Consider the following 18678-nt stretch of genomic DNA (forward strand, 5'->3'; position numbering starts at 1 on the left):
GCGTGGGGGGGGGGGGGGGGGGGGGGGGGGGGGGGGCGGGGGGGGGGGGGGGGGGGGGGGGTGGGGGGGGGGGGGGGGGGGGGGGGGGGGGTGTGTTGGGGGGGGGGGGGGGGGGGGGGGGCCCCCCCCCCCCCCGCTGGGGGTGGGGGCGTCAAGGGAGGCGGATCGGCATCAGGACGGAGAAGGTGCCGGTTCGGCCGGGGGTGCGGATGGCGAGCGGGGCGATCGGGCCGCCGAGTTCGAGGAGGAGTTGTTCGGGGTGGGCGGCGCGGAGGGCGTCGAGGAGGAAGTCGCGGTTGAGGGCGATGTGGGGGTCGTCGGGGGTGGGGTCGGCGGTGACGGTGAGGTGGCCGTCGTCGGTGAGGGTGAGCACGGTGACCTGGCAGTCGGCGCCCTGGGGGCCGGAGGGGAGGGTGCGGGTGGCGCCGGTCTCGACGGCGGTGCGCAGGGCGGCGGCGGGGAGGGTGAGGCGGTGCTGGGGGTCGAGGCGGGTGAGGACTCGGTGGTCGGGGTAGTCGGTGGCCGGGACGGCGCCCTCGATGCGGTGGTCGGGGGTCTCGGCGCGGAAGGTGTCGGCGCCCAGGGTGAGCAGGACCTCGGCGGGGGCCGCGGACAGCAGTGCGCGCAGGGCGTCCACCAGGGCGGTGGGGACGGTGGTGCCGGGGGCGGGGTGCTGCGGGGCGCCGAGCGCGGGCAGTTCGGCGAAGGCCATCCGGTAGCGGTCGGTGGCGACCAGGCGCAGGACCGGGCCGTCCGGTTCGAACAGCACGCCGGTCAGGGCGGGGTGGTCCGGGTCCTCGCAGACGGCGAAGCGGACGGCGTCCAGGGCGGCGGCCAGGCGGTCGGCGCGGACGGTGAGGTGCAGGGTGGTGGCCATCGGGTGCTCCCTCTGCTCGATCGTGGTGCGGATCAGGGAGAGTTCGCGGCGGGCGTCGGCGAGGCCGTCCTCCAGTCGGCGCAGGTGGGCGTCGAGGACGTGTTCGGCGTCGTGGCCGGCCAGTACGGCGCGGATGTCGGCCAGCGGGAGGCCGACCCGGCGGAGCCGGACCAGCAGGCGGGCGTCGGCGAGTTGGGCGGGCCGGTACCAGCGGTAGCCGGTCTGCGGGTCGACCCAGGCGGGGGTGAGCACCTCGGCGCCGTCGTAGTAGCGCAGGGTGCCGACGCCCAGGCCGCTGGCGCGGGCCAGTTCGCCGATGCTGTGCAGCTCGCTCTCCATGCCGGTGACTCTCGGGGCTCGACCTGGTCGAGGGTCAAGCGAGGTGGGTGAGCTTGTCCGGGTTGCGGACGGCGTGGATCGAGCTGACCAGGGGCTCGCCGTCCGGGCCATCGGTGAAGTCGAGGACGGAGACGGAGTCGACGGCGCCGTCGACGGTGATCAGCACGCCGGGCTGGCCGTTGACCAGGACGGGACGGACGCCCGCGGCCTCGCCGAGCTGGCGGAGCACGCCGAGGAGGAAGCGGGCGACGTTGTCGGCGCCGGTGACCGGGCGCAGGGCCGCGCGGATCACTCCGCCGCCGTCGCTCCAGGTGGTGACGTCGGGGGCGAGGAGTTCGAGCATCCGGTTGAGATCGCCGCCGACGCAGGCCGAGAGGAACTCGTCGGTGGCCCGGCGGCGCAGCTCCGGCGGGGCGTCGTAGCGGGGGCGGCGGGCGCGTACGTGCGCCCTGGCCCGGCTGCCGACCTGGCGGCAGGCCGCCTCGGTGCGGTCCAGGGCCTCGGCGATCTCCGGGTAGGAGAAGCCGAAGGCCTCCTTGAGGACGAACACCGCCCGTTCCAGCGGGGAGAGGCTCTCCAGCACGACCAGCAGGGCGAGCGAGACGCTCTCGGCGCGCTCGACGCCGTCGGTGGCGTCGGGCTCGGAGACCAGCGGTTCGGGCAGCCAGGGGCCGACGTAGGACTCGCGGCGGACGGCGGCCGAGTCCAGCCGGTTGAGGGCGAGGTTGGTGACCGTACGGGCGAGGTAGCCGGCGGGGCTGGCGACCGGGCCGGTGACCCCGCTCCAGCGCAGCCAGGTGTCCTGGACCAGGTCCTCGGCGTCGGCGACGCTGCCGAGCATCCGGTAGGCGATGCCGAAGACCATCCGCCGGTGCTGTTCGAAGGCGGCGAGCCGGGTGTCGGGGGTGTCGGTCACGTTCGGGACGCTACCTCAGGAGCGGAAGGCCTCGTAGGCGGGGGCGAGCAGGGTCGCCAGGTCGCGGCCGTGGACGGTGATGCCGGAGCGGCCGAGGCGGTGCAGCGAGGGCTCGTCCGGCTCCTCGTCCGGGGTCGGCGGCAGGGTGAAGTCGCCGCGCCAGTAGGCGGCGACGTTGACCATCGGGGTCTTCGGGGGCGGTGCCTGGTCGGTCATGCGTCCTCCTCGGCGACGGCGTCCTCGCGGGTGAGGGTGACCAGTTCGCGCAGGGCCTCGGCGGGGAGGTCGGTGAGCCAGTGCTCCCCCGCGCCCACCACGGTGTCGGCCAACGAGCGTTTGGCGGTGAGGATTTCGTCGATCCGCTCCTCGACGGTGCCGACGCAGACCAGGCGGCGGACCTGGACGTCGCGGCGCTGGCCGATCCGGAAGGCCCGGTCGGTGGCCTGCTCCTCGACCGCCGGGTTCCACCAACGGTCCAGGTGGATCACCTGGTTGGCGGCGGTGAGGTTGAGGCCGGTGCCGCCGGCCCGCAGCGAGAGCAGGAACACCCGGGGGCCGTCCGGGGCCTGGAAGCGCCGCACCAGCTCCTCCCGGCGGGCGCGGGGGACGCCGCCGTACAGGTGGAGGACCTCCTCGCCGAGGCGGCGTTCCAGGTACGGGCGGAGCATGGTGCCGAACTCGGCGTACTGGGTGAAGACCAGGGTGCGGTCCCCCTCGGCCAGCGCCTCCTCCAGCAGTTCGGCGAGCCGGGCGACCTTGCCCGAGCGCTCCCCCAACGGCGAGCCGTCGTGCAGCAGTTGGGCCGGGTGGTTGCAGACCTGCTTGAGCTTGCCGATCGCGGCCAGCACCGTGCCGCGCCGCTCCACGCCCCGGATCCCCTCCACCCGCTGGAGCAGGTCGGCGACCACCGCCTGGTAGAGGCCGGCCTGTTCGGCGGTGAGGTTGCACCAGACGGTCATCTCCTGCTTGGCGGGCAGCTCGGCCGCCACCGCCGGGTCCGTCTTGAGCCGGCGCAGCACGAACGGGGCCGTGCGGCGCCGGAGTTCGGCGGTGCGTTCGGGGCTGCGGTGCAGTTCGACCGGGATCGCGTAGCGCTCCTTGAAGCGCTCGGCCGGGCCGAGCAGGCCGGGGTTGGCGAAGTCCAGCACGGCGTGCAGTTCGGCGAGCCGGTTCTCCACCGGCGTGCCGGTCAGGGCGATCCGGTGCCGGGCCACGGGCAGCGCGCGGATCGCCCGGGACTGGGCGGTGCCGGTGTTCTTGATGTGCTGCGCCTCGTCGGCGACCACCCGGCGCCAGCGGATCGCGCGGAGCGCGGCGAGGTCGCGCTGGACCAGCCCGTAGGTGGTGATGACCAGGTCCGCCCCCCTGACGGCGTCGGCGAGTCGGTCACCGCCGAGGCGGTCGGCGCCGTGGTGGACGTAGCGGCGCAGGCCGGGGGCGAAGCGTTCGGCCTCGCGCTGCCAGTTGCCGACCAGGGACATCGGGCAGACCAGGAGGGTGGGGGCGTCCGCTCCGGACCGTTCGGCAGCCAGCAGGGCGAGGGTCTGGACGGTCTTGCCGAGGCCCATGTCGTCGGCCAGGACGGCGCCGAGGCCGAGCTCGGACATGGTCCTGAGCCAGGCGAGTCCGCGCTGCTGGTACGGGCGGAGTTCGGCGTGGAAGTCCGGTGGCAGAGCGGGGACTTCGGGGGTGGCGGTGGCGGTTCCGGCGAGCAGGTCGCCGAGCGGGCCGTCCGCCCGGACGCCGGTGACCGGCAGTCCGGCGACCGTCGCCTCCGGGTCGAGGGCGAGCCGCAGCAGGTCGGCGGCGGCGAGCAGGCCGTCGCGCTGCTCGGTGAGGAAGGCCAGTGCGGCGGCGATCTGGGCCGGGTCGGCCTCCAGCCAGGCGCCCCGGACCCGGACCAGCCCCTGTTTGGCGGCGGCGAGTTCGGCGAGCTCCTGCTCGGTGAGCGGGGTGCCGTCCGGGCCGAGGGCGGCCTGCCAGCGGAAGGCGACCACGGCGTCCCGGTCGACCTGGCTGGTGACGGCGAGGGTGCCGGGGGCGGGCGGGGTGGTGACGCGCAGGGCGAGGCCGAGCCGGGGGCGGCGGCGCCACCAGGAGGGCAGCAGCACGCCGAATCCGGCCCCGGCCAGGGCGGGCGCGGCGGCGCGCAGGAAGTCGAGCGCGCCGGTGCGGTCGAGCGGCAGGGCGGACGGGCGGGAGCGGTGGCGCAGCCCGTCCAGGGCGGGCCAGCGGTGGGCGGCGCGGGCCAGTTCGGCGACCAGCACGTCGGCGGGGCCGGCCCGGTCGTCCCCGGGGGCGGCCTGCGCGAGCTTGCGGTCGAGGGCGGCGTGGGCCGCGCCGCCCTCGTGCAGTTCGGCGGCGCGGACCAGCAGGGAGGGCTCGTCGACGGCCTGGAGCAGGAACTCCAGCCGCCAGGCGTCGTCGGAGGGGCTGCCGTCCGGGTCGTCGTCGGCGGGGCCGAGCGGTTCGACCAGGCGGAAGCAGAGCCGCAGGGCCGGGTCGGCGGGCTCGGCGGTGGCGTACCAGTCGGTGATCCGGCGGCGCAGTTCGGCGAGCTCCCCGGGCGGGGCGTCGACCTCCCCGGAGGGGGTGGCGAGGGCGTGCAGCCAGCGGTCGGCCGGGGCCGGGCCGGGGGCGGGGAAGGGGGTGTCGGCCAGGGCGGCCCGGGCTTCGGCGTCGACCAGGGCGCCCAGGGCGGCGTCCAGCAGGGCCTCGCCGGTGCCGGCGCCGGTCGGCCACTCGCCCAGCAGGACGGGCGGGCAGCCGGCCGCCAGGACGGCGGCCTCGCGGCGCCCGGCCGGGGTGGGGTCGGGCCGCCAGCGGGCCCGGGGTCGGCCGTCGGCGAGGACGGGCAGGGGCAGCACCCGGCCCCGGCCGACCGCCCGCCAGGCGAGGTCGTGCACCCCGGTGAGCCAGCGCAGCGAGGGCCCGTAGACCACTTCGACCCGGCCGGTGCCGGGCAGGTCGGTGTCGGTGACGGCCCAGTGCGGGTCGTGGACCTCGCCGAGCAGCTGGGCGGCGGCACCGGCCTCGAACAGCAGGGCGGGCACCCGCCAGGGGGTGAGCACGGCGCCGCCGCGCGGCGGGGTGACCGGCAGGTCGGGCGAGGGGGCGGGCAGGGGGCCGACGGTGGGCAGCAGCAGGGTGGCCCAGCGTTCGGGGGCCTGCCCGGCGAGCCAGCCGAGGCCGGGCCCGATGCCGCCGAGCACGACGGCCAGGCGGTCGGCCGGGCAGGCGTACGGGTGGGCGCGCGGGGCGGGCCGGTCGGGGCGGGGGTCGGTGGCGCCGGGGTGGGCGCGGGCGTCCTCGGCCCAGAGGGCCAGCCGTCCGTCCGCCCGCCAGAGTGCGTGCAGGACGAACATGCGGGGCCTCTCGGGGCGGGTGGGAACCGTTCTTCGCAGCCTAGTCGGAGGGTCGGACAGTGCCCGTCGGGCCGCCGGGCGGCGCCCGTGGGGCCGGGCGGCTGGGCCGTTCGGGTGGTTCGGCGAAGTGCTTCGACCGTTGTGGTTGAAACTTGAACGAAAGAGTCGTACGGTGGAGCCAAGAAGTTGAAGCCTAAACAAATGGCTTCGAACCCGAGGAGGAGCCATGGGCCTGTTCAACCGCACCAAGACCGCCACCCCCACCGCCGTCCAGACCCCGGCCGGCCCGGACCTGTCGCACCTGACCGGCGACTGGGCGATCGACACCACCCACAGCGAGATCGGCTTCGCGGTCCGCCACGCGATGGTCACCAACGTCAAGGGCCGCTTCACCGACTACGAGGGCAAGCTGCACCTGGACGGCGCCCAGCCGCACAACTCCTCCGCCGAGCTCGTGATCAAGGTCGCCAGCGTCGACACCAACCAGGCCCAGCGCGACGAGCACCTGCGCACCGGCGACTTCTTCGCGGTCGAGACCCACCCGGAGATCCGCTTCCGCAGCACCTCCGCCGAGGCGGTCGGCGACGACTCCTACCGGATGACCGGCGAGCTGACCATCAAGGGCACCACCCGCCCGGTCGTCCTGGAGCTCGACTACACCGGCAGCGCCACCGACGCCTACGGCGCCGAGCGGGTCGGCTTCGAGGGCCGTACGGTCGTGGACCGCACCCAGTTCGGCCTCACCTACAACGCGGCCCTGGAGACCGGCGGCGTGCTGATCGGCGAGAAGGTCAAGCTCAGCTTCGACATCTCCGCCGTCAAGGCGGCCTGAGCCGGCCGTCCGCGGCCACGGCGGCCCGTGCCGCCCCCACGACCCACCGCCCCTGCCCGTCCCCCCGGGGCAGGGGCGGTGTGCTACATCTGCGGACCCTACGTCCGCGCGATGAGCGCGGCGTCCTCCGGGGGCAGCCAGCTGTCGGCCGGGCGGTCCAACCAGCCCTCGGCGGCGCCGAGTTCGGCCGCCGCGGCGGCCAGTGCGAGCAGGCCCGGACGGCGCTCCCCGGGCCGGTGCACCAGGCTCACCAGACTCAGCGGGACCGGGTCCACCAGCGGGACGTTCACCGCCCCCGGGAGGCTCGGCCCACCGACCGTGGTCAGCATCGGATCGCCGTGCCGGGCCAGGTAGCGGGCCGTCTCGACCGGGCCCACCGGCGGGACGTACGGCTCGGCCGCGCGCAGACCGTGTTCGCGCAGCAGCCGGGCCCCGAGGTCGGCCCACTCGGTGGTGGCCGGGTTGCCCGCGCAGATGTCGACCGGGTGCCCGAGCAGATCGGCCGGGCGCAGCGCCGGGCGGCCGGCCAGCGGGTGGGTGTCCGCCATCATCACCGAGACCCGCTCCAGCCGTACGGGCCGCTGGGCGAGCCGGCCGCGCACCGGGGCGGGCAGTCCGGCGAAGCGGCCGAACGAGGCGTCCAGCCGGTGCGCCAGCAGTTCGTCGGCGGCCGCGGCCAGACCGCCGTGGAAGCGGGCCAGCAGCTCGCCCTCCGGCCAGGCGGTGCGGGCCCGTTGCAGCACCCGGTCGGCGGTCAGGTCCGGGCCGGTGACGTCGCTGTTGAGGTCGAGCAGCAGCGGCCTGGCGGCGGCACCGGCGCCCGCGCCGAACCCGGCGAGCAGTTCGTCGTGCAGGGCGAGCAGCCGGCGCGCCCCGGGCAGCAGCCGACGCCCGGCCGGGGTGAGGTCGACGCTGCGGGTGGTGCGGGTGAACAGTGCCTCGCCGAGCAGGCCCTCCAAGGTGCGGACGTCCCGGCTGAGCGCCTGCTGGGCGACGTACAGCCGCTCGGCGGCCCGGCCGAAGTGCAGGGTCTCGGCGGTCGCGACGAAGCCGCGGAGCAGTCGGGGGTGCAGGTCACGGGGCATGGGCCGCAGATTAACAACACCGTGTTGTGGATGCGGCGGAACAGGTGTTGGACGCCCGTCGGAGCGCACCGCGAGGCTTGGCGCATCCCCTCCCGCCCTGCGTCCCAGGAGCCCGATTGCCCCCGCGCGCCCTCCTCGCCTCCTACCGACGGCTGTTCGCGGCCCCCGGCGCCACCGCCTTCACCCTGGCCGGACTGCTCGGCCGGATCGCGCTGTCGATGAACGGCGTCTCGCTGGTGGTGCTGCTCGCCGAACGGCGCGGCTCGTACGCGCTGGCCGGGACGGTCTCGGCGGCCGGGCTGGTCACCGGGGCGATCGGCATGCCGCTGCTCGGCCGCCTGGTGGACCGGTACGGGCAGTCGCGGGTCGCGGTACCGGCCGCGCTGTACAACGCCGTTCCGCTCGCCGCCCTGCTGCTCTGCGTCCGGCTCGGCGCCCCGGACTGGACGCTGTACGCCTGCTGGGCCGCCTGCGCCGCCGCGCCCAACCTCGGCGGCATGGCCCGGTCCCGCTGGGCGCACCTGTACCGGGACGACCCGGCCGCCCGGCACCTGGCCAACTCCCTCGAACAGGCCCTGGACGAACTCTGCTTCATGGCCGGGCCGGTGCTCGCGATGCTGCTCTGCACCACGATCGCCCCGGAGGCCGGGCTGCTCACCGCCGGCACCGTCGGCACCACCGGCGCCCTGCTGTTCGCCGCCCAGCGGGGCACCGAACCGCCGCTGCCGGCCCCGGCCCCGACCGGCGAGCGGCACGGCTCCCCGCTGCGGGTGCCCGGGCTGCGGGTGCTGGCGCTGACCTTCCTCGCCACCGGCATGGTCTTCGGCGCCACCGAGATCACCACCGTCGCCTACGCCGACGCGCTCGGGCACAAGGCGGCGGCCGGCCCGCTGCTGGCCCTGGTCGCGGGCGGATCCTGCCTGGCGGGGCTGCTGTTCGGGCTGCTGACCCCGCGCCGGACCCCCGGGGCGCGCTTCCTGCTCGGGGTGGCGGCGATGGCCGCGGTCCTGCTGCTGCCGCTCGCCGCCGGGCTCGGCGGGGCCGGGCCGGTGACCCTCGGCGCGGCACTGTTCGCGGCCGGCACGGCCACCGCGCCGACCATGGTGACCGGCATGACGCTGGTCCAGGAGCTGCTGCCGCAGCGGCAGTTCAACGAGGGGATGGCGGTGGCGGTGTCCGGCATCGTGGTCGGCATCTCGGCCGGGGCGGCGCTCGCCGGGACGCTCGCCGAGCGGGCCGCGCCCGGTACCGGCTACGTCCTGCCCGCCGGGGCCGCCGCGCTCGCCCTGCTGATCGCGTCGGCCGGGCGGCGGCACCTGCGGGCGTCCGGCCCCGCGGAAAATGGGGCGCGGGTTGTCAGTGCCTCCGTCTAACTTCGAGTCATGGCGGAAATCACCTACGTCCGAGGCGATGCCACCACGCCCCAGGGCAAGGGCGTGAAGGTGATCGCGCACGTCTGCAACGACCTCGGCGGCTGGGGCAAAGGCTTCGTGCTCGCGCTCTCCAGACGCTGGCCCGAACCCGAAGCCGCTTTCAGGCTCGGGCCTGTCGCCGGACTCCCGTCGTCCGCCCGAAGGGCGGGCCGGGCGGCGTTGGGGTGCGTGCATCGCAAGGCGGAGGAGGGAGTCCATGCGGAGCATCGGCGACCGACGACAACGCGGCGAGGCGCGTGCCCCGGCGTCGCCCGGCAGGCGGGAGTCCGGCGACAGGCCCGTAGGCACCGGGAGCGGGCGAAGAACGACTTCGGCCTCGGCGCCCTGCAGTTGGTGCAGGTCGAGCCGTACGTCTGGGTGGCCAACCTGGTCGGCCAGCGCGGCATCCGGACGGGGCGCTCCACCGGGGTGCCCGTGCGGTACGAGGCCATCGACACCGGGCTGGCGGCCCTGGGCGGGCGCGCGCTCGAACTCGGCGCCGCCGTCCACATGCCGCGGATCGGCTGCGGACTGGCGGGCGGGCGCTGGGAGAAGGTCGAGCCGCTGGTGGCGGCCCGACTCTCGGCGCGCGGCGTGCCGGTGACGGTCTACGACATCGACTGACCGCTCACCGACCGACCGCCCTCGGGCCGGGCGTTCTCCGGCCGGGCGCTCGCGGCTGGCCAGGCGTAGACGTACTCGGGCAGCACCCAGCCGCCCGGGAACACGCCCTCCTGCGCCGCGATCCGCACGCCGCCCTCGCGCTCGTAGAAGGCAATCGCGCGGGTGTTGGCGCGCAGCACCTCCAGGTACAGCTCGGCGGCGGGGAACCGCTCGGCGAGTTCGGCGCGGGCGGCGGCCAGCAGTTGCCGGCCGATGCCCCCGCCGGTGAGGCCCGGGCGGACGTGCAGGTTGTCCACCAGCACCCGTCCGTCGGCCTGCGGCACCAGATAGACGAACCCGGCCGGCTCTCCGGCCCGTTCGGCGACCAACAGCACGGGCGTGTTCTCCGGCGGCCCGTAGTCCACCGCCAGGCGCAGCTCCCACAGTTCGCGCCGCTGGGCGGCCAGTCCGTCCCCGATCGCCTCGTCGGGGACCATCCCGCGATAGCTGGTGCGCCAACTCTCGGCGTGCAGGTCCGCGACGTCCGCGGCGTCCTGCGCTCCGCCGTACCGAATGGTGGTCCGTTCAGGACCGGTCATGTGACGAGCCTCCCACGAAGATGGAGTTGAACATGTTCAACCGTAACGTCTACAGTTCTGCCAAGGTTTTGAACGCGTTCGAAATGACGGGGGACGGTTTCGTGGCACCGGATGCGGAGGGGGCATCCGGTGCCACGAACACCGACAGCACCGACACCGGGTGGAACCTCGTCTCCGGTTAGGCTCGTGCCTGTGGACGACCTGGCAGCGACGAACCGAACGGACGGCGAGAAGGGTGCGGCCGACGCCTCGGCCGCACCCGGCACGGACGGTGGGCCCATGCCCGGCGGCCGGGCCCAGCCCAAGACCGACAAGAGCGAGGCGACCCGGGCGCTGATCCTGGAGACGGCCATGCGGCTGTTCCAGGACCGGGGTTACGAGAAGACGACGATGCGCGCCATCGCCACCGAGGCGGGCGTGTCGGTCGGCAACGCCTACTACTACTTCTCCGCCAAGGAATTCCTGATCCAGGGGTTCTACGACCGGATGACCCACGACCACGCGGCCGAGGCCAGGCTCCGCATGGCCCACACCCGGGACTTCGCCGAGCGGCTGCAGATCGCGCTGGACTCCTGGCTGGACACGGCCGCGCCGTACCACGAGTTCGCCGCGCAGTTCTTCCGCACCGCGGCCGACCCGACCAGCTCGCTCAGCCCGTTCTCCAACGAGTCCCACCCGGCCCGGGCGGTGGCCGTCGACCTGTTCCGGGAAGTCCTCCAGGGCTCGGAACTGGCGCCGAAGCTGGACGCCGAACTCGTCGAGCTGCTGCCGGACGTGCTCTGGCTGCACCTGATGGTCGTGGTCCTCTACTGGGTCTTCGACCGGACCGAGGACACCGAGCGCACCAGGGAGTTCGTCCGGCGGTCGACGCCGATGGCCGCCCGGGTGATCAACCTCTCGCGCTACCGGGTGTTCCGGCCGATCGTGCGGGACGCCAAGGGCCTGATCCAGGACTTCATCCTGCCCACGATCGGCAAGACGGCCGTCAAGTAGGCGCGGCCGGGCACGAGTTGTGACCACCGGAGGCCGGCCCGCGCACTGCGGGCCGGCCTCCGGCGTCGTTTCGGGGGTCGTTCCCGGCACTGTCGCTCCCGGCACTGTCGTTCCGCCCGCTCAGAAGTCCGTCGGGGTCCAGGCCCGCAGCGGAGTGCGCAGCAGCAGGTCGGCGGCGGCCGCCGCACCCGGGCGCAGCTCGGTGATCAGACCGGCCGCGGCCAGTCGCGGGGCCGTCTCGGCGCCCAGCTGGAGCGAGCCCAACTCCGAAGCGTCCAGGGCGAGGTCGGCGTCGTCGGTGGTCCGGACGCAGCGGCCGGTGCCGTCCTCGGCGACCTCGATCGCGAAGCGGCCGGAGGCGTAGCCGAGCTCGTCCTCGACCTCCAGCACCACCCGGCCGGGCGCACCGTACGCGCGGGCGCCGAAGGCGGCCTCGACGTCCAGCAGCCGCAGCCACATCGCGTCGGCGTTGTCCTTGCGCGGGACGGCCGCGCGCGGGTCCTGGAGCAGCAGCGGCAGCGGGTCGTCCGGGGCCAGGCCCGCCACCACGACCTTGCGCACCCAGTCGACGCTCAGCACCAGGCGCCACAGTGCGACGGCGGTGGGCAGGTCGAGGGCGATGAAGTCCTCCACCGTGAGGGTGGCGTCGGGGTGGGCGCCGTCCCACTTGTTCTCGATCCGGTAGACGACCATCCCGGTGACCGTGCCGTCGGCGTCCCGGTGGACGGCGGTGAACGGCTCCTTGAAGCTGTCGCCCGGCACCTGGATCCGGTTGGTGTGGCGCTCCCACCAGATCTCGTCCCGGGCGATCGCGCCCGGCTGGGTGAGCCGCCAGCGGTCGTACAGCTCGGCGCCGAGTTCGGCCTGCTCGGCCAGGGTCACGAAGTCGGTCCGGCCGCCGGGCACGCCCGGCAGGCCCTCGCGCAGTCCGCGGGTGCGGCTCAGGTCGATGTCCCAGCCGCTGCCGTGGGTGGCCGGGCCGAAGCCGAACCGGCCGTAGATGTTGTACTCGGCGGCCATCAGGACGGCGACGGCGCAGCCGCGCCCGGCGGCCGCGGCGAGGTCGCGTCGCATCATCGCGCTGAGCAGGCCCCGGCGGCGGTGGGTGGCGCTGACCGTGACGTTGGTGATCGCGTCGGCCCGGACCACGGCTCCGCCGGGCACGGTGAGTTCGACGTCGAAGCTGCGGAAGGTGGCGATCTGCCGGTCCCCGTCGAAGCCGGCCACCATCCGGCCCGGCTGCCACTGCCGGCGGCGCAGGTCCGGCGCGACGCCCGCGTGCGGGCGCAGGAAGCCGAAGTTCAGCGCCCGGTTCCACTCCTCCACTTCGTCCACGGCTACGGCCCGGACCTGGATCCCGTTGACCGTCTCGGGGGCCGTGTGATCACTGTTGTTGTGCATCCGGCCACCGTACGGGCGGTGGCCGGGGAGGAGCACCCCAATTAATCCGTGTCCGACCCCAGGCCGTCCGACCCCCGGTTGCCCGACCCCAGGCCGTCCGACCCCCGGTTGCCCGACCCCAGGCCGTCCGGCGCCCGGCGGTGCTGGCCCGGCGTCACCACCCAGTGGTTGGTCCGCAGGACGCGGTCCCCGAAGCCGAGGTCCCGCTCGCCGAGCAGCCGGAAGCCGAGCGCGCGGCAGATCCCGTTGGACGGGCCGTTGGTCGTCCCCGGGTTCGCGTGCACCTCGCCCCAGCGGCCGTCCGCCGCCGCGGCGTCCAGCACCCGGCGGACCGCCGCCTTGGCCAGGCCGCGGCCCTGGAACCCGGGCAGCACCATCCAGCCGATCTCGGAGACGGTCGCGCCGTCCTCCTCGCCCTGCCAGAGCGTCACCACCCCGGCCGCCGCACCGTCCTCGGCGCCGTCCGGCACGATCGCCTTGATCCAGGCGCCGTCCTCCGCCACCAGCCGGAGGTCCTTGCGTAGCCGCTCCTCCACCTGCTCCCGGGGCAGCGGGCCGCCCAACTCGGCCATCATCGCCTCGTCGCAGCGCATTCGGACGTACGCCTCGACGTCGCCCGCTGCCACGTTCCTCAGCCGCACGGTTCCTCCTCGGGAGTGGTCGGAGCGGCCACGCTAACGGAGGCCTCCGACACCGGTGCCCGGGACGGCGGGGTCAGGGCCGGGCGTAGTAGTCCGGGGTGCCCATGATCCAGAGGCTGGCCTGCTTGACCGGCATGCCGACCCTCGGGGCCTCGATCATCTGGTCGTCGCCGATGTAGAGGCCGACGTGGTGGATGTCGGCGGAACGGCCGGTGTCGGTCCAGAAGACCAGGTCGCCGGGGCGCAGCTGGCGGTAGGTGACCGGGGTGGACTGGACGTACTGGTCGGCGGCGAAGTGGTTGAGCTGCCTGCCTCCCTCGCGCCAGGCCATCATGGTCAGCCCGGAGCAGTCGTAGCCCTCCGGCCCCTCGCCGCCCCAGATGTAGGGCAGGCCGATCTTGGAGCGGGCGAAGGCGATCGCGGCGGCCGCGCCCTCGGCCGACCAGGGGCGGGAGTCGGGCGGCGCCTGGACCCTGGCGGCCTCGGCCGCGGCGGCTTCGGCCTCCCGGGCGGCCTGTTCGGCGGCCCGTTCGGCGGCGGCCCGGGCGGCCGTCTCGGCCTCGCGGGCGGCGATCGCCTCCAGGGCGTCGTGCCGCGTGCGCTCCAGCTCGACGGTGGTGTTGCGGGCGGCGGCGAGTTCGGTGAGCAGTTGCTCCCGGTGGTGGCCGGCCGCGGCGACCTCGGTCTGCTGGGCGGCGAGCCGCTGTTCGGCCCTGGTCCTGGCCGCGCCGACCTCGGTCGCGGCCTTCTCGGCGGCCGCGGTGGCGGTGCGGGCGGCGGCCGAGGCGGTGCGGGCGGTGGCGGCGGTGGAGGTGGCGGCGTCCAGGATCTGCCGGGTGCGCTCGCTGACCACGCCGACCACGGCGGCGCGGGCGCTCGCCTCGCGCGGCCCGTGGGCGCCGAGCAGGGCGTTGAGGGCGGAGAGTTCGGCGCCCGCGCCCTGCCGGTACGTCTCGGCGGCGAGCCGGGCGGCGTCGTCGGCGGCTTCGGAACGTTCGGCCTCGGCGGTGGCGGCGCGCCGGTTGGCGGCGGTCTCCTCGGCGCGGGCCCGGGTGAGGGCCAGCTGGGCGCCGTTGTAGGCCTCGACGGCCTGTTCGGCGCCGCGGGCGGCCCGGTCGAGTTCGGTGCGGGCGGCGGTGAGCGCGGTCTCCAGCGCGGCGGCGGAGGCGGCCTTGCCGTCGGCCTCGGTGCGGGAGCGGTCGATCTCCTCGGTGGAGGGGTACGGGTCCTGGCCGGCCGGGGGCGCTGCGGCCGGCGGTTCGGCCGGCGCGGGTTCGGCCTGCCCCGGGGCGGGCCGCGCCGGTTCCGGCTGCACCGGGGCTGCCTGGGCGGCGGGGAGCAGCCCGAGCAGGGCGGTGAGGGACAACAGGAGGGTCGGCAGGATCCTGCGCGCCACGAGACATCCCTTCTCACGGTCCGGAGGGGATGACGGCGGTGGCCGGGCGGCGCGCGGCCTGCGGGGCTGCGGTCGGGCGGCGGGGGTCCGGCGAATCATCCCATCACGTGACAGAACGGTCACTCGCCGATCATGTTCTCAACTCCGAGGGTTTTCACACCTCGAACGCGCTCCGCCGGCCGGGTGACCATCCGATGATCCGACTGGGTGTCACCATCGCCCAGGCGCACGCGGTATACGAACTAGCGGTGGATCCGGCGGGTCCTCGTCCGTAGGTGGGGGTGTCGGCCGGGGCGGCGTTCCAGGCCGGTCGGGCCGACCGCGTACGTCCGGTTGCGCCCGGCGCGGACCGTACGGCGGCGCTGCCGGGCCCCGGCCGAGCGGGCCGGCACGCCCTCGGCGGGCCCCTCGGCCGGTTGCGGGTGCGCCGCGGGCGCCTTCGCCGCCGCCCCGGTGGCCGCGGCCGAGCGGCGGTCGGCCAGCCGGGCCCGGCGGCGGGACAGGGCCCGGGCGACGTGGGCGTCGAGGTGGGCGGAGGCCCGGGCGGCCATCCGCTCGGCGACCCGGTGGGCGGCCGGGTGGTTGGCGGGCACCTTGTCGGGCGCGCCGGCGATCAGGTCGAAGAGCCAGGTGCGGGCCCGGTCCGCACGCCGGTGCAGCAGGCGTTCGCGCCGCAGCGCACGCGCACGGCGGCGGGGGCGCGTGGTGTACCGCCAGCGGGCCCACGGGCTGCTCGGGCGGGCCAGCCGGATCGCGCCGATCCAGGACAGGCCGGGGACCATGATCCCGAGCAGTCCGGTCCACACCTTGCCCTTGAGCAGGGTGATCACCGAGGCCAGCGCGTTCACCGAGATGACGGTGATCAGGCCCCACCGGGTGTCCTCGCCGGGCACCACGCCGAGCGGCACGTACCCGATCAGCAGCAGGGCGGTGAACAGGATGCCGAAGATCACCGCGTCCACCGACTTGCGGCCCTGCTCGCTCCAGTACACGTCGTCCAGGTGCAGGATCAGCGCGAACTCGTCCAGCACCAGGCCGCAGCCGATGCCGAAGGCCAGCCCGAACCAGTCGATCCACGGGGTGCCGCCGAAGGTGGCGAACACCCCGATGCCGCCGACCAGCAGGAAGCCCAGGCCGAACACCATGTGGTGGATGTGCAGGCCGCCGGGGGTGACGTTGCCGGGCCACCAGCGCACCTTGGCGCGGATCATCCGCACGCTGAACCGGATGAAGACGAAGGAGGTGATGAAGCCGACCAGCAGCAGGAACAGCGGTTGCTTGTGCGTGTTGACGATGTGCTCGCGGTAGCTGTCCAGCATTGCCGTCATGGGTCTTACCTTCGTTCCTGGTCCTGCGTCCTGCCTGCCGTGACATGGCCCGGGGCCCAATAGCCGCCCAACACGGATCCCGCTCGGAATCCGTCACCGGGCTCAACGCGCGGTCAGAACCCCCGGGTGCGCTTGGCCGCCCGGCGGGGCACCACCGGGTAGAGCGAGGGCAGCTCGGCGCCCACCGGCAGTTTCAGGAACAGCCGGGCGATCTCCCCGCCGAGGTTCACCCCGATGGCCAGCGCCATCGCGATCGCGGCCGCCCGGAACACCGACACCAGGCCGGTGCTGGAGTGCCCCTGGGCGAAGGCCAGCATCCCGAGGTAGAGCGCCGAACCGGGCATCAGCGGGCCGATCGCGGCGGTGACGTACGGCAGCGCCGAGCCGTTCCGGGCCCGGGCCATCAGCTGGCCGAACAGGCCGACCAGGCCGGCCGCCACCCCGGTGGCCGCGATCGGGTTGACGTGCGCGTTGTACACCAGCGCGCCGTAGCTGGCCCAGCCGATGCCGCTGTTGAGGGTGACCAGGGCGAGGGTGCGGCGGTCGGTCTGCAGCAGGGTGGCGAAGGCCAGGGTCAGCACCATCGCGGCGACCATCTGGACCGGCGGGTAGCTGATGCCCACCAGGCTCTCGTCCGGCTTGAGCTTCGCCTCGAAGCCGACGCCCAGGTAGAGGATCATGATCACGCCGATCACGATGCCCGCCACCAGGTAGATCACTTCCAGCAGCCGGGCCGCGGCGGTGATGTAGAAACCGGTCAGGCCGTCCTGGACGGCGGCGACCAGGGCGCGCCCGGGCAGCAGGGCGAACAGGCCGCCGGTGATCACCACCGAGCCGCGCAGGCCCCAGTCGTTGAAGGACAGGATGATCCCGGACGCGGCGGCCGGCATCGCGGCCGCCACGAACTGGTAGAACTCCGGCAGCCGGCGCTTGGCCAGCGCCGAGGCCAGCCGGTCGCCGAGGACGGCCGCGACGAAGGCGCTGCCGAAGACCAGCCAGGCCTTGTCGTCGAGCCGGCCGCCGACCAGGAAGGTCGCCGCACCGGCCAGCAGACCGGTGGTCAGGGCGAGGAACCAGGCCGGGTACGGGTGCCGGTTGCGGCGGATCGCGGCGAGCCGGCGGTAGGCGTCGTTGACCGTCACCTGCTCCGCGGTGATGTCCGCCACCAGCTGGTACACCGCGTTCAGCCGGGTGTAGTCGGAGGTGCGGCGGCGCACCACGCGGTCGGCGGTGACCGGCGGCTCGACCAGCGAGGGCTGGTGCGAGATGCCGATCAGGGTGAAGGTGACCTGCGGCTCGCAGTGGTCCAGCCGGTAGGCGTGCGCGATGCCGAGCATGGCCGCCTCGACGTCCTCGGCGGCCTCGCCGCTGGCCAGCAGCAGCTCGCCGATGCGCAGCGTCAGGTCGAGGATGCGGGGGACGTTGCGGGCGGCGGCCGCCGAGGGGTGCATCTCGCGGGCGGTGCGCTCGAAGGCGGGGCGCTCGGACATCGGGGTGCGCAGCAGGGTGCGCATCCGGTCCGGCCAGGGCGCTTCGCCGGGGGCGCCGGCGGTCAGCTCGGGGATCGGGATGCCGGTGGGCGGGGTGTAGCCGGCGGCGCGCCACTCCTCGGGGGTGAGGGTGTCCTCGGCGACCGAGCGGCGGCGCGGCGGGCGGGCGGGCGTGGGGCGCTCGGGACGCTCGGGGCGCTCGGGGGCCGGGCGCCCGGCCGGGGGCTCCTGGGCGGCCCCGTCCCGGGGGCGCAGGTCGATGGTCAGCTCGGGGTGCGGCTCCAGCGGCTCCGGCGGCGCCCCGGCCCCGACCCCGGCCCCGGACTCCGGCGCGGGCTCGGGGGCCAGCAGGCCCTTGGTCTCCGGTACCGGCGGGACCAGCGGCACCACGGTGGTGGGCTCGACGACCGGGGCCGGGTAGCCGAGCAGGCCCTCGGTGGGCGGCGCCTCGGCGGGGTGCACCGGCTGCGGCGGTGCCTGCCGCACCTGGCGGACCGCCCGGCCTCCCCTCGCCCGCTTGCCCGCACCCGGTCGGCCCCGCTTAGGCACTTCCGCTCCTCGCCACCCCTGGCGGCCGTCGGCCACCGTTCGATCTCGGGATACACCTTGCCTGATCGAACAGCCGGACGCACATGTACGCGACGTCCGGCGGCGACACCCTCGGACGCCTACCCGGCGCGCCGGCCCGCGGTGTCGCGCGCTCCGGAACGGCGGGCCCGAAGCAGTTCAACCGCCACCGGGACCACGGAGACCAACACGATGCCGACCAGGATGGCCTCGATGTTGTCCCGGACGAAGGGGATCTGGCCCAGGAAGTAGCCGAGCACGGTGACCCCGGCGCCCCACAGCACCCCGCCGACCACGTTGAACAGCACGAAGCTGCGGTAGTTCATCCTGCTCACCCCGGCGACGATCGGGGTGAAGGTGCGCACGATCGGTACGAAGCGGGCCAGCACGATCGCCTTGGGGCCGTGCCGCTCGAAGAAGGCGGCGGCCTTCTCGACGTTCTCCTGCTTGAAGACCCTGGAGTCGGGGCGGCGGAACAGGCCCGGCCCGACCTTCCGGCCGAACAGGTAGCCGACCTGGTCCCCGGCGATCGCGGCCAGCACGATCAGCGTGCAGACCAGCCAGAGCGGCTGGTGCAGGTAGGTGCCACCGGCCACCAGCAGGCCGGTGGTGAACAGCAGCGAGTCGCCCGGGAGGAAGAAGCCGATCAGCAGGCCGGACTCGGCGAAGACGATGGCCAGGATGCCGACCAGGCCGAAGGTGGAGATCAGGGTGGTCGGATCGAGCCAGGACGGGCCGAGGGCGATGCTGGTCACGGTGCTGGCTCTCCTGGAGGTCGAGTCTTGGCAATGCCATGGTAAAGCAATGACAAAGACTCGCCGGGGGTGGCGATGG

At 74.9% G+C, this 18678-nt stretch carries 16 protein-coding genes and 2 pseudogenes; 6 read left to right on the forward strand and 12 right to left on the reverse strand.

What is annotated here, in order from left to right; all coding sequences use genetic code 11:
* Nucleotides 1-151: 151 nt before the first annotated feature.
* From ACFV8H_RS32860 to ACFV8H_RS32875, 4 genes are read right to left on the reverse strand one after another with little or no spacing between them, the layout of a single operon-like run.
* Entirely contained in the window at nucleotides 152-1216 is a 1065-nt protein-coding gene (locus ACFV8H_RS32860; protein ID WP_380407252.1) for a MerR family transcriptional regulator, read from the reverse strand.
* A 34-nt stretch (nucleotides 1217-1250) separates the two neighbouring features.
* Nucleotides 1251-2132 (reverse strand): RNA polymerase sigma-70 factor, encoded by an 882-nt coding sequence (locus ACFV8H_RS32865; RefSeq protein WP_380407254.1) that lies wholly within the window; start codon nucleotides 2130-2132, stop codon nucleotides 1251-1253.
* 15 nt (nucleotides 2133-2147) lie between these two features.
* Nucleotides 2148-2348 (reverse strand): hypothetical protein, encoded by a 201-nt coding sequence (locus ACFV8H_RS32870; RefSeq protein WP_380407256.1) that lies wholly within the window; start codon nucleotides 2346-2348, stop codon nucleotides 2148-2150.
* Nucleotides 2345-5497: an SNF2-related protein gene (locus ACFV8H_RS32875; RefSeq protein ID WP_380407258.1), complete on the reverse strand. Its 3153-nt coding sequence runs from the start codon at nucleotides 5495-5497 to the stop codon at nucleotides 2345-2347. The genes ACFV8H_RS32870 and ACFV8H_RS32875 overlap by 4 nt, the downstream gene beginning before the upstream one ends.
* A 226-nt stretch (nucleotides 5498-5723) precedes the next feature.
* Between ACFV8H_RS32875 and ACFV8H_RS32880 the strand changes: the two genes are divergently transcribed.
* The gene (locus ACFV8H_RS32880; protein WP_380407260.1) at nucleotides 5724-6329 is read left to right on the forward strand and encodes a YceI family protein; all 606 of its coding nucleotides are present in this window, start codon (nucleotides 5724-5726) and stop codon (nucleotides 6327-6329) included.
* A 98-nt stretch (nucleotides 6330-6427) separates the two neighbouring features.
* Here the strand turns inward: ACFV8H_RS32880 and ACFV8H_RS32885 are convergent, their stop codons facing one another.
* Nucleotides 6428-7414, reverse strand: a complete 987-nt coding sequence (locus ACFV8H_RS32885) for a LysR family transcriptional regulator (protein ID WP_380407262.1) — start codon at nucleotides 7412-7414, stop codon at nucleotides 6428-6430.
* Between the two features lie 116 nt (nucleotides 7415-7530).
* Here ACFV8H_RS32885 and ACFV8H_RS32890 point away from each other — a divergent pair, with 116 nt between their 5' ends.
* The 3 genes and pseudogenes from ACFV8H_RS32890 to ACFV8H_RS32900 form a co-directional block, all read left to right on the forward strand.
* Nucleotides 7531-8787 (forward strand): MFS transporter, encoded by a 1257-nt coding sequence (locus tag ACFV8H_RS32890; RefSeq protein WP_380407263.1) that lies wholly within the window; start codon nucleotides 7531-7533, stop codon nucleotides 8785-8787.
* 9 nt (nucleotides 8788-8796) lie between these two features.
* Nucleotides 8797-8952 (forward strand): annotated as a pseudogene (locus ACFV8H_RS32895) (Appr-1-p processing protein); the annotation flags it as partial.
* 180 nt (nucleotides 8953-9132) lie between these two features.
* Nucleotides 9133-9450: pseudogene (locus ACFV8H_RS32900) on the forward strand (Appr-1-p processing protein); the annotation flags it as partial.
* On the opposite strand, the gene ACFV8H_RS32905 reads toward ACFV8H_RS32900, so the two are convergent.
* The gene (locus ACFV8H_RS32905) at nucleotides 9435-10028 is read right to left on the reverse strand and encodes a GNAT family N-acetyltransferase (RefSeq protein ID WP_380407265.1); all 594 of its coding nucleotides are present in this window, start codon (nucleotides 10026-10028) and stop codon (nucleotides 9435-9437) included. The pseudogene ACFV8H_RS32900 and the gene ACFV8H_RS32905 overlap by 16 nt on opposite strands.
* A gap of 32 nt (nucleotides 10029-10060) precedes the next feature.
* Here ACFV8H_RS32905 and ACFV8H_RS32910 point away from each other — a divergent pair, with 32 nt between their 5' ends.
* The gene (locus ACFV8H_RS32910) at nucleotides 10061-10210 is read left to right on the forward strand and encodes a hypothetical protein (RefSeq protein ID WP_375887379.1); all 150 of its coding nucleotides are present in this window, start codon (nucleotides 10061-10063) and stop codon (nucleotides 10208-10210) included.
* A gap of 10 nt (nucleotides 10211-10220) precedes the next feature.
* Nucleotides 10221-11021, forward strand: coding sequence for a TetR family transcriptional regulator (locus ACFV8H_RS32915; RefSeq protein WP_375887382.1), 801 nt, complete (start codon nucleotides 10221-10223; stop codon nucleotides 11019-11021).
* 120 nt (nucleotides 11022-11141) lie between these two features.
* Here ACFV8H_RS32915 and ACFV8H_RS32920 read toward each other — a convergent pair whose 3' ends face one another.
* The 6 genes from ACFV8H_RS32920 to ACFV8H_RS32945 all read right to left on the reverse strand — a co-directional run bounded on the left by ACFV8H_RS32920 (nucleotide 11142) and on the right by ACFV8H_RS32945 (nucleotide 18599).
* Complete coding sequence (locus ACFV8H_RS32920) at nucleotides 11142-12422, reverse strand: GNAT family N-acetyltransferase (RefSeq protein ID WP_380407268.1); 1281 nt, start codon at nucleotides 12420-12422, stop codon at nucleotides 11142-11144.
* Nucleotides 12423-12463: 41 nt separating this feature from the next.
* Nucleotides 12464-13063, reverse strand: coding sequence for a GNAT family N-acetyltransferase (locus ACFV8H_RS32925; protein ID WP_380407270.1), 600 nt, complete (start codon nucleotides 13061-13063; stop codon nucleotides 12464-12466).
* Between the two features lie 73 nt (nucleotides 13064-13136).
* Entirely contained in the window at nucleotides 13137-14459 is a 1323-nt protein-coding gene (locus tag ACFV8H_RS32930; RefSeq protein WP_380407272.1) for a C40 family peptidase, read from the reverse strand.
* Nucleotides 14460-14701: 242 nt separating this feature from the next.
* A complete protein-coding gene (locus ACFV8H_RS32935; RefSeq protein WP_380407274.1) occupies nucleotides 14702-15787 on the reverse strand; it encodes a hypothetical protein in 1086 nt (361 codons plus the stop codon).
* 113 nt (nucleotides 15788-15900) lie between these two features.
* A complete protein-coding gene (locus ACFV8H_RS32940; protein ID WP_380407275.1) occupies nucleotides 15901-17763 on the reverse strand; it encodes a threonine/serine exporter ThrE family protein in 1863 nt (620 codons plus the stop codon).
* 182 nt (nucleotides 17764-17945) lie between these two features.
* A complete protein-coding gene (locus tag ACFV8H_RS32945; protein WP_380407277.1) occupies nucleotides 17946-18599 on the reverse strand; it encodes a DedA family protein in 654 nt (217 codons plus the stop codon).
* Nucleotides 18600-18678 lie beyond the last annotated feature (79 nt).

This window comes from Kitasatospora sp. NPDC059827 (assembly GCF_042731675.1).
GTDB lineage: Bacteria > Actinomycetota > Actinomycetes > Streptomycetales > Streptomycetaceae > Kitasatospora.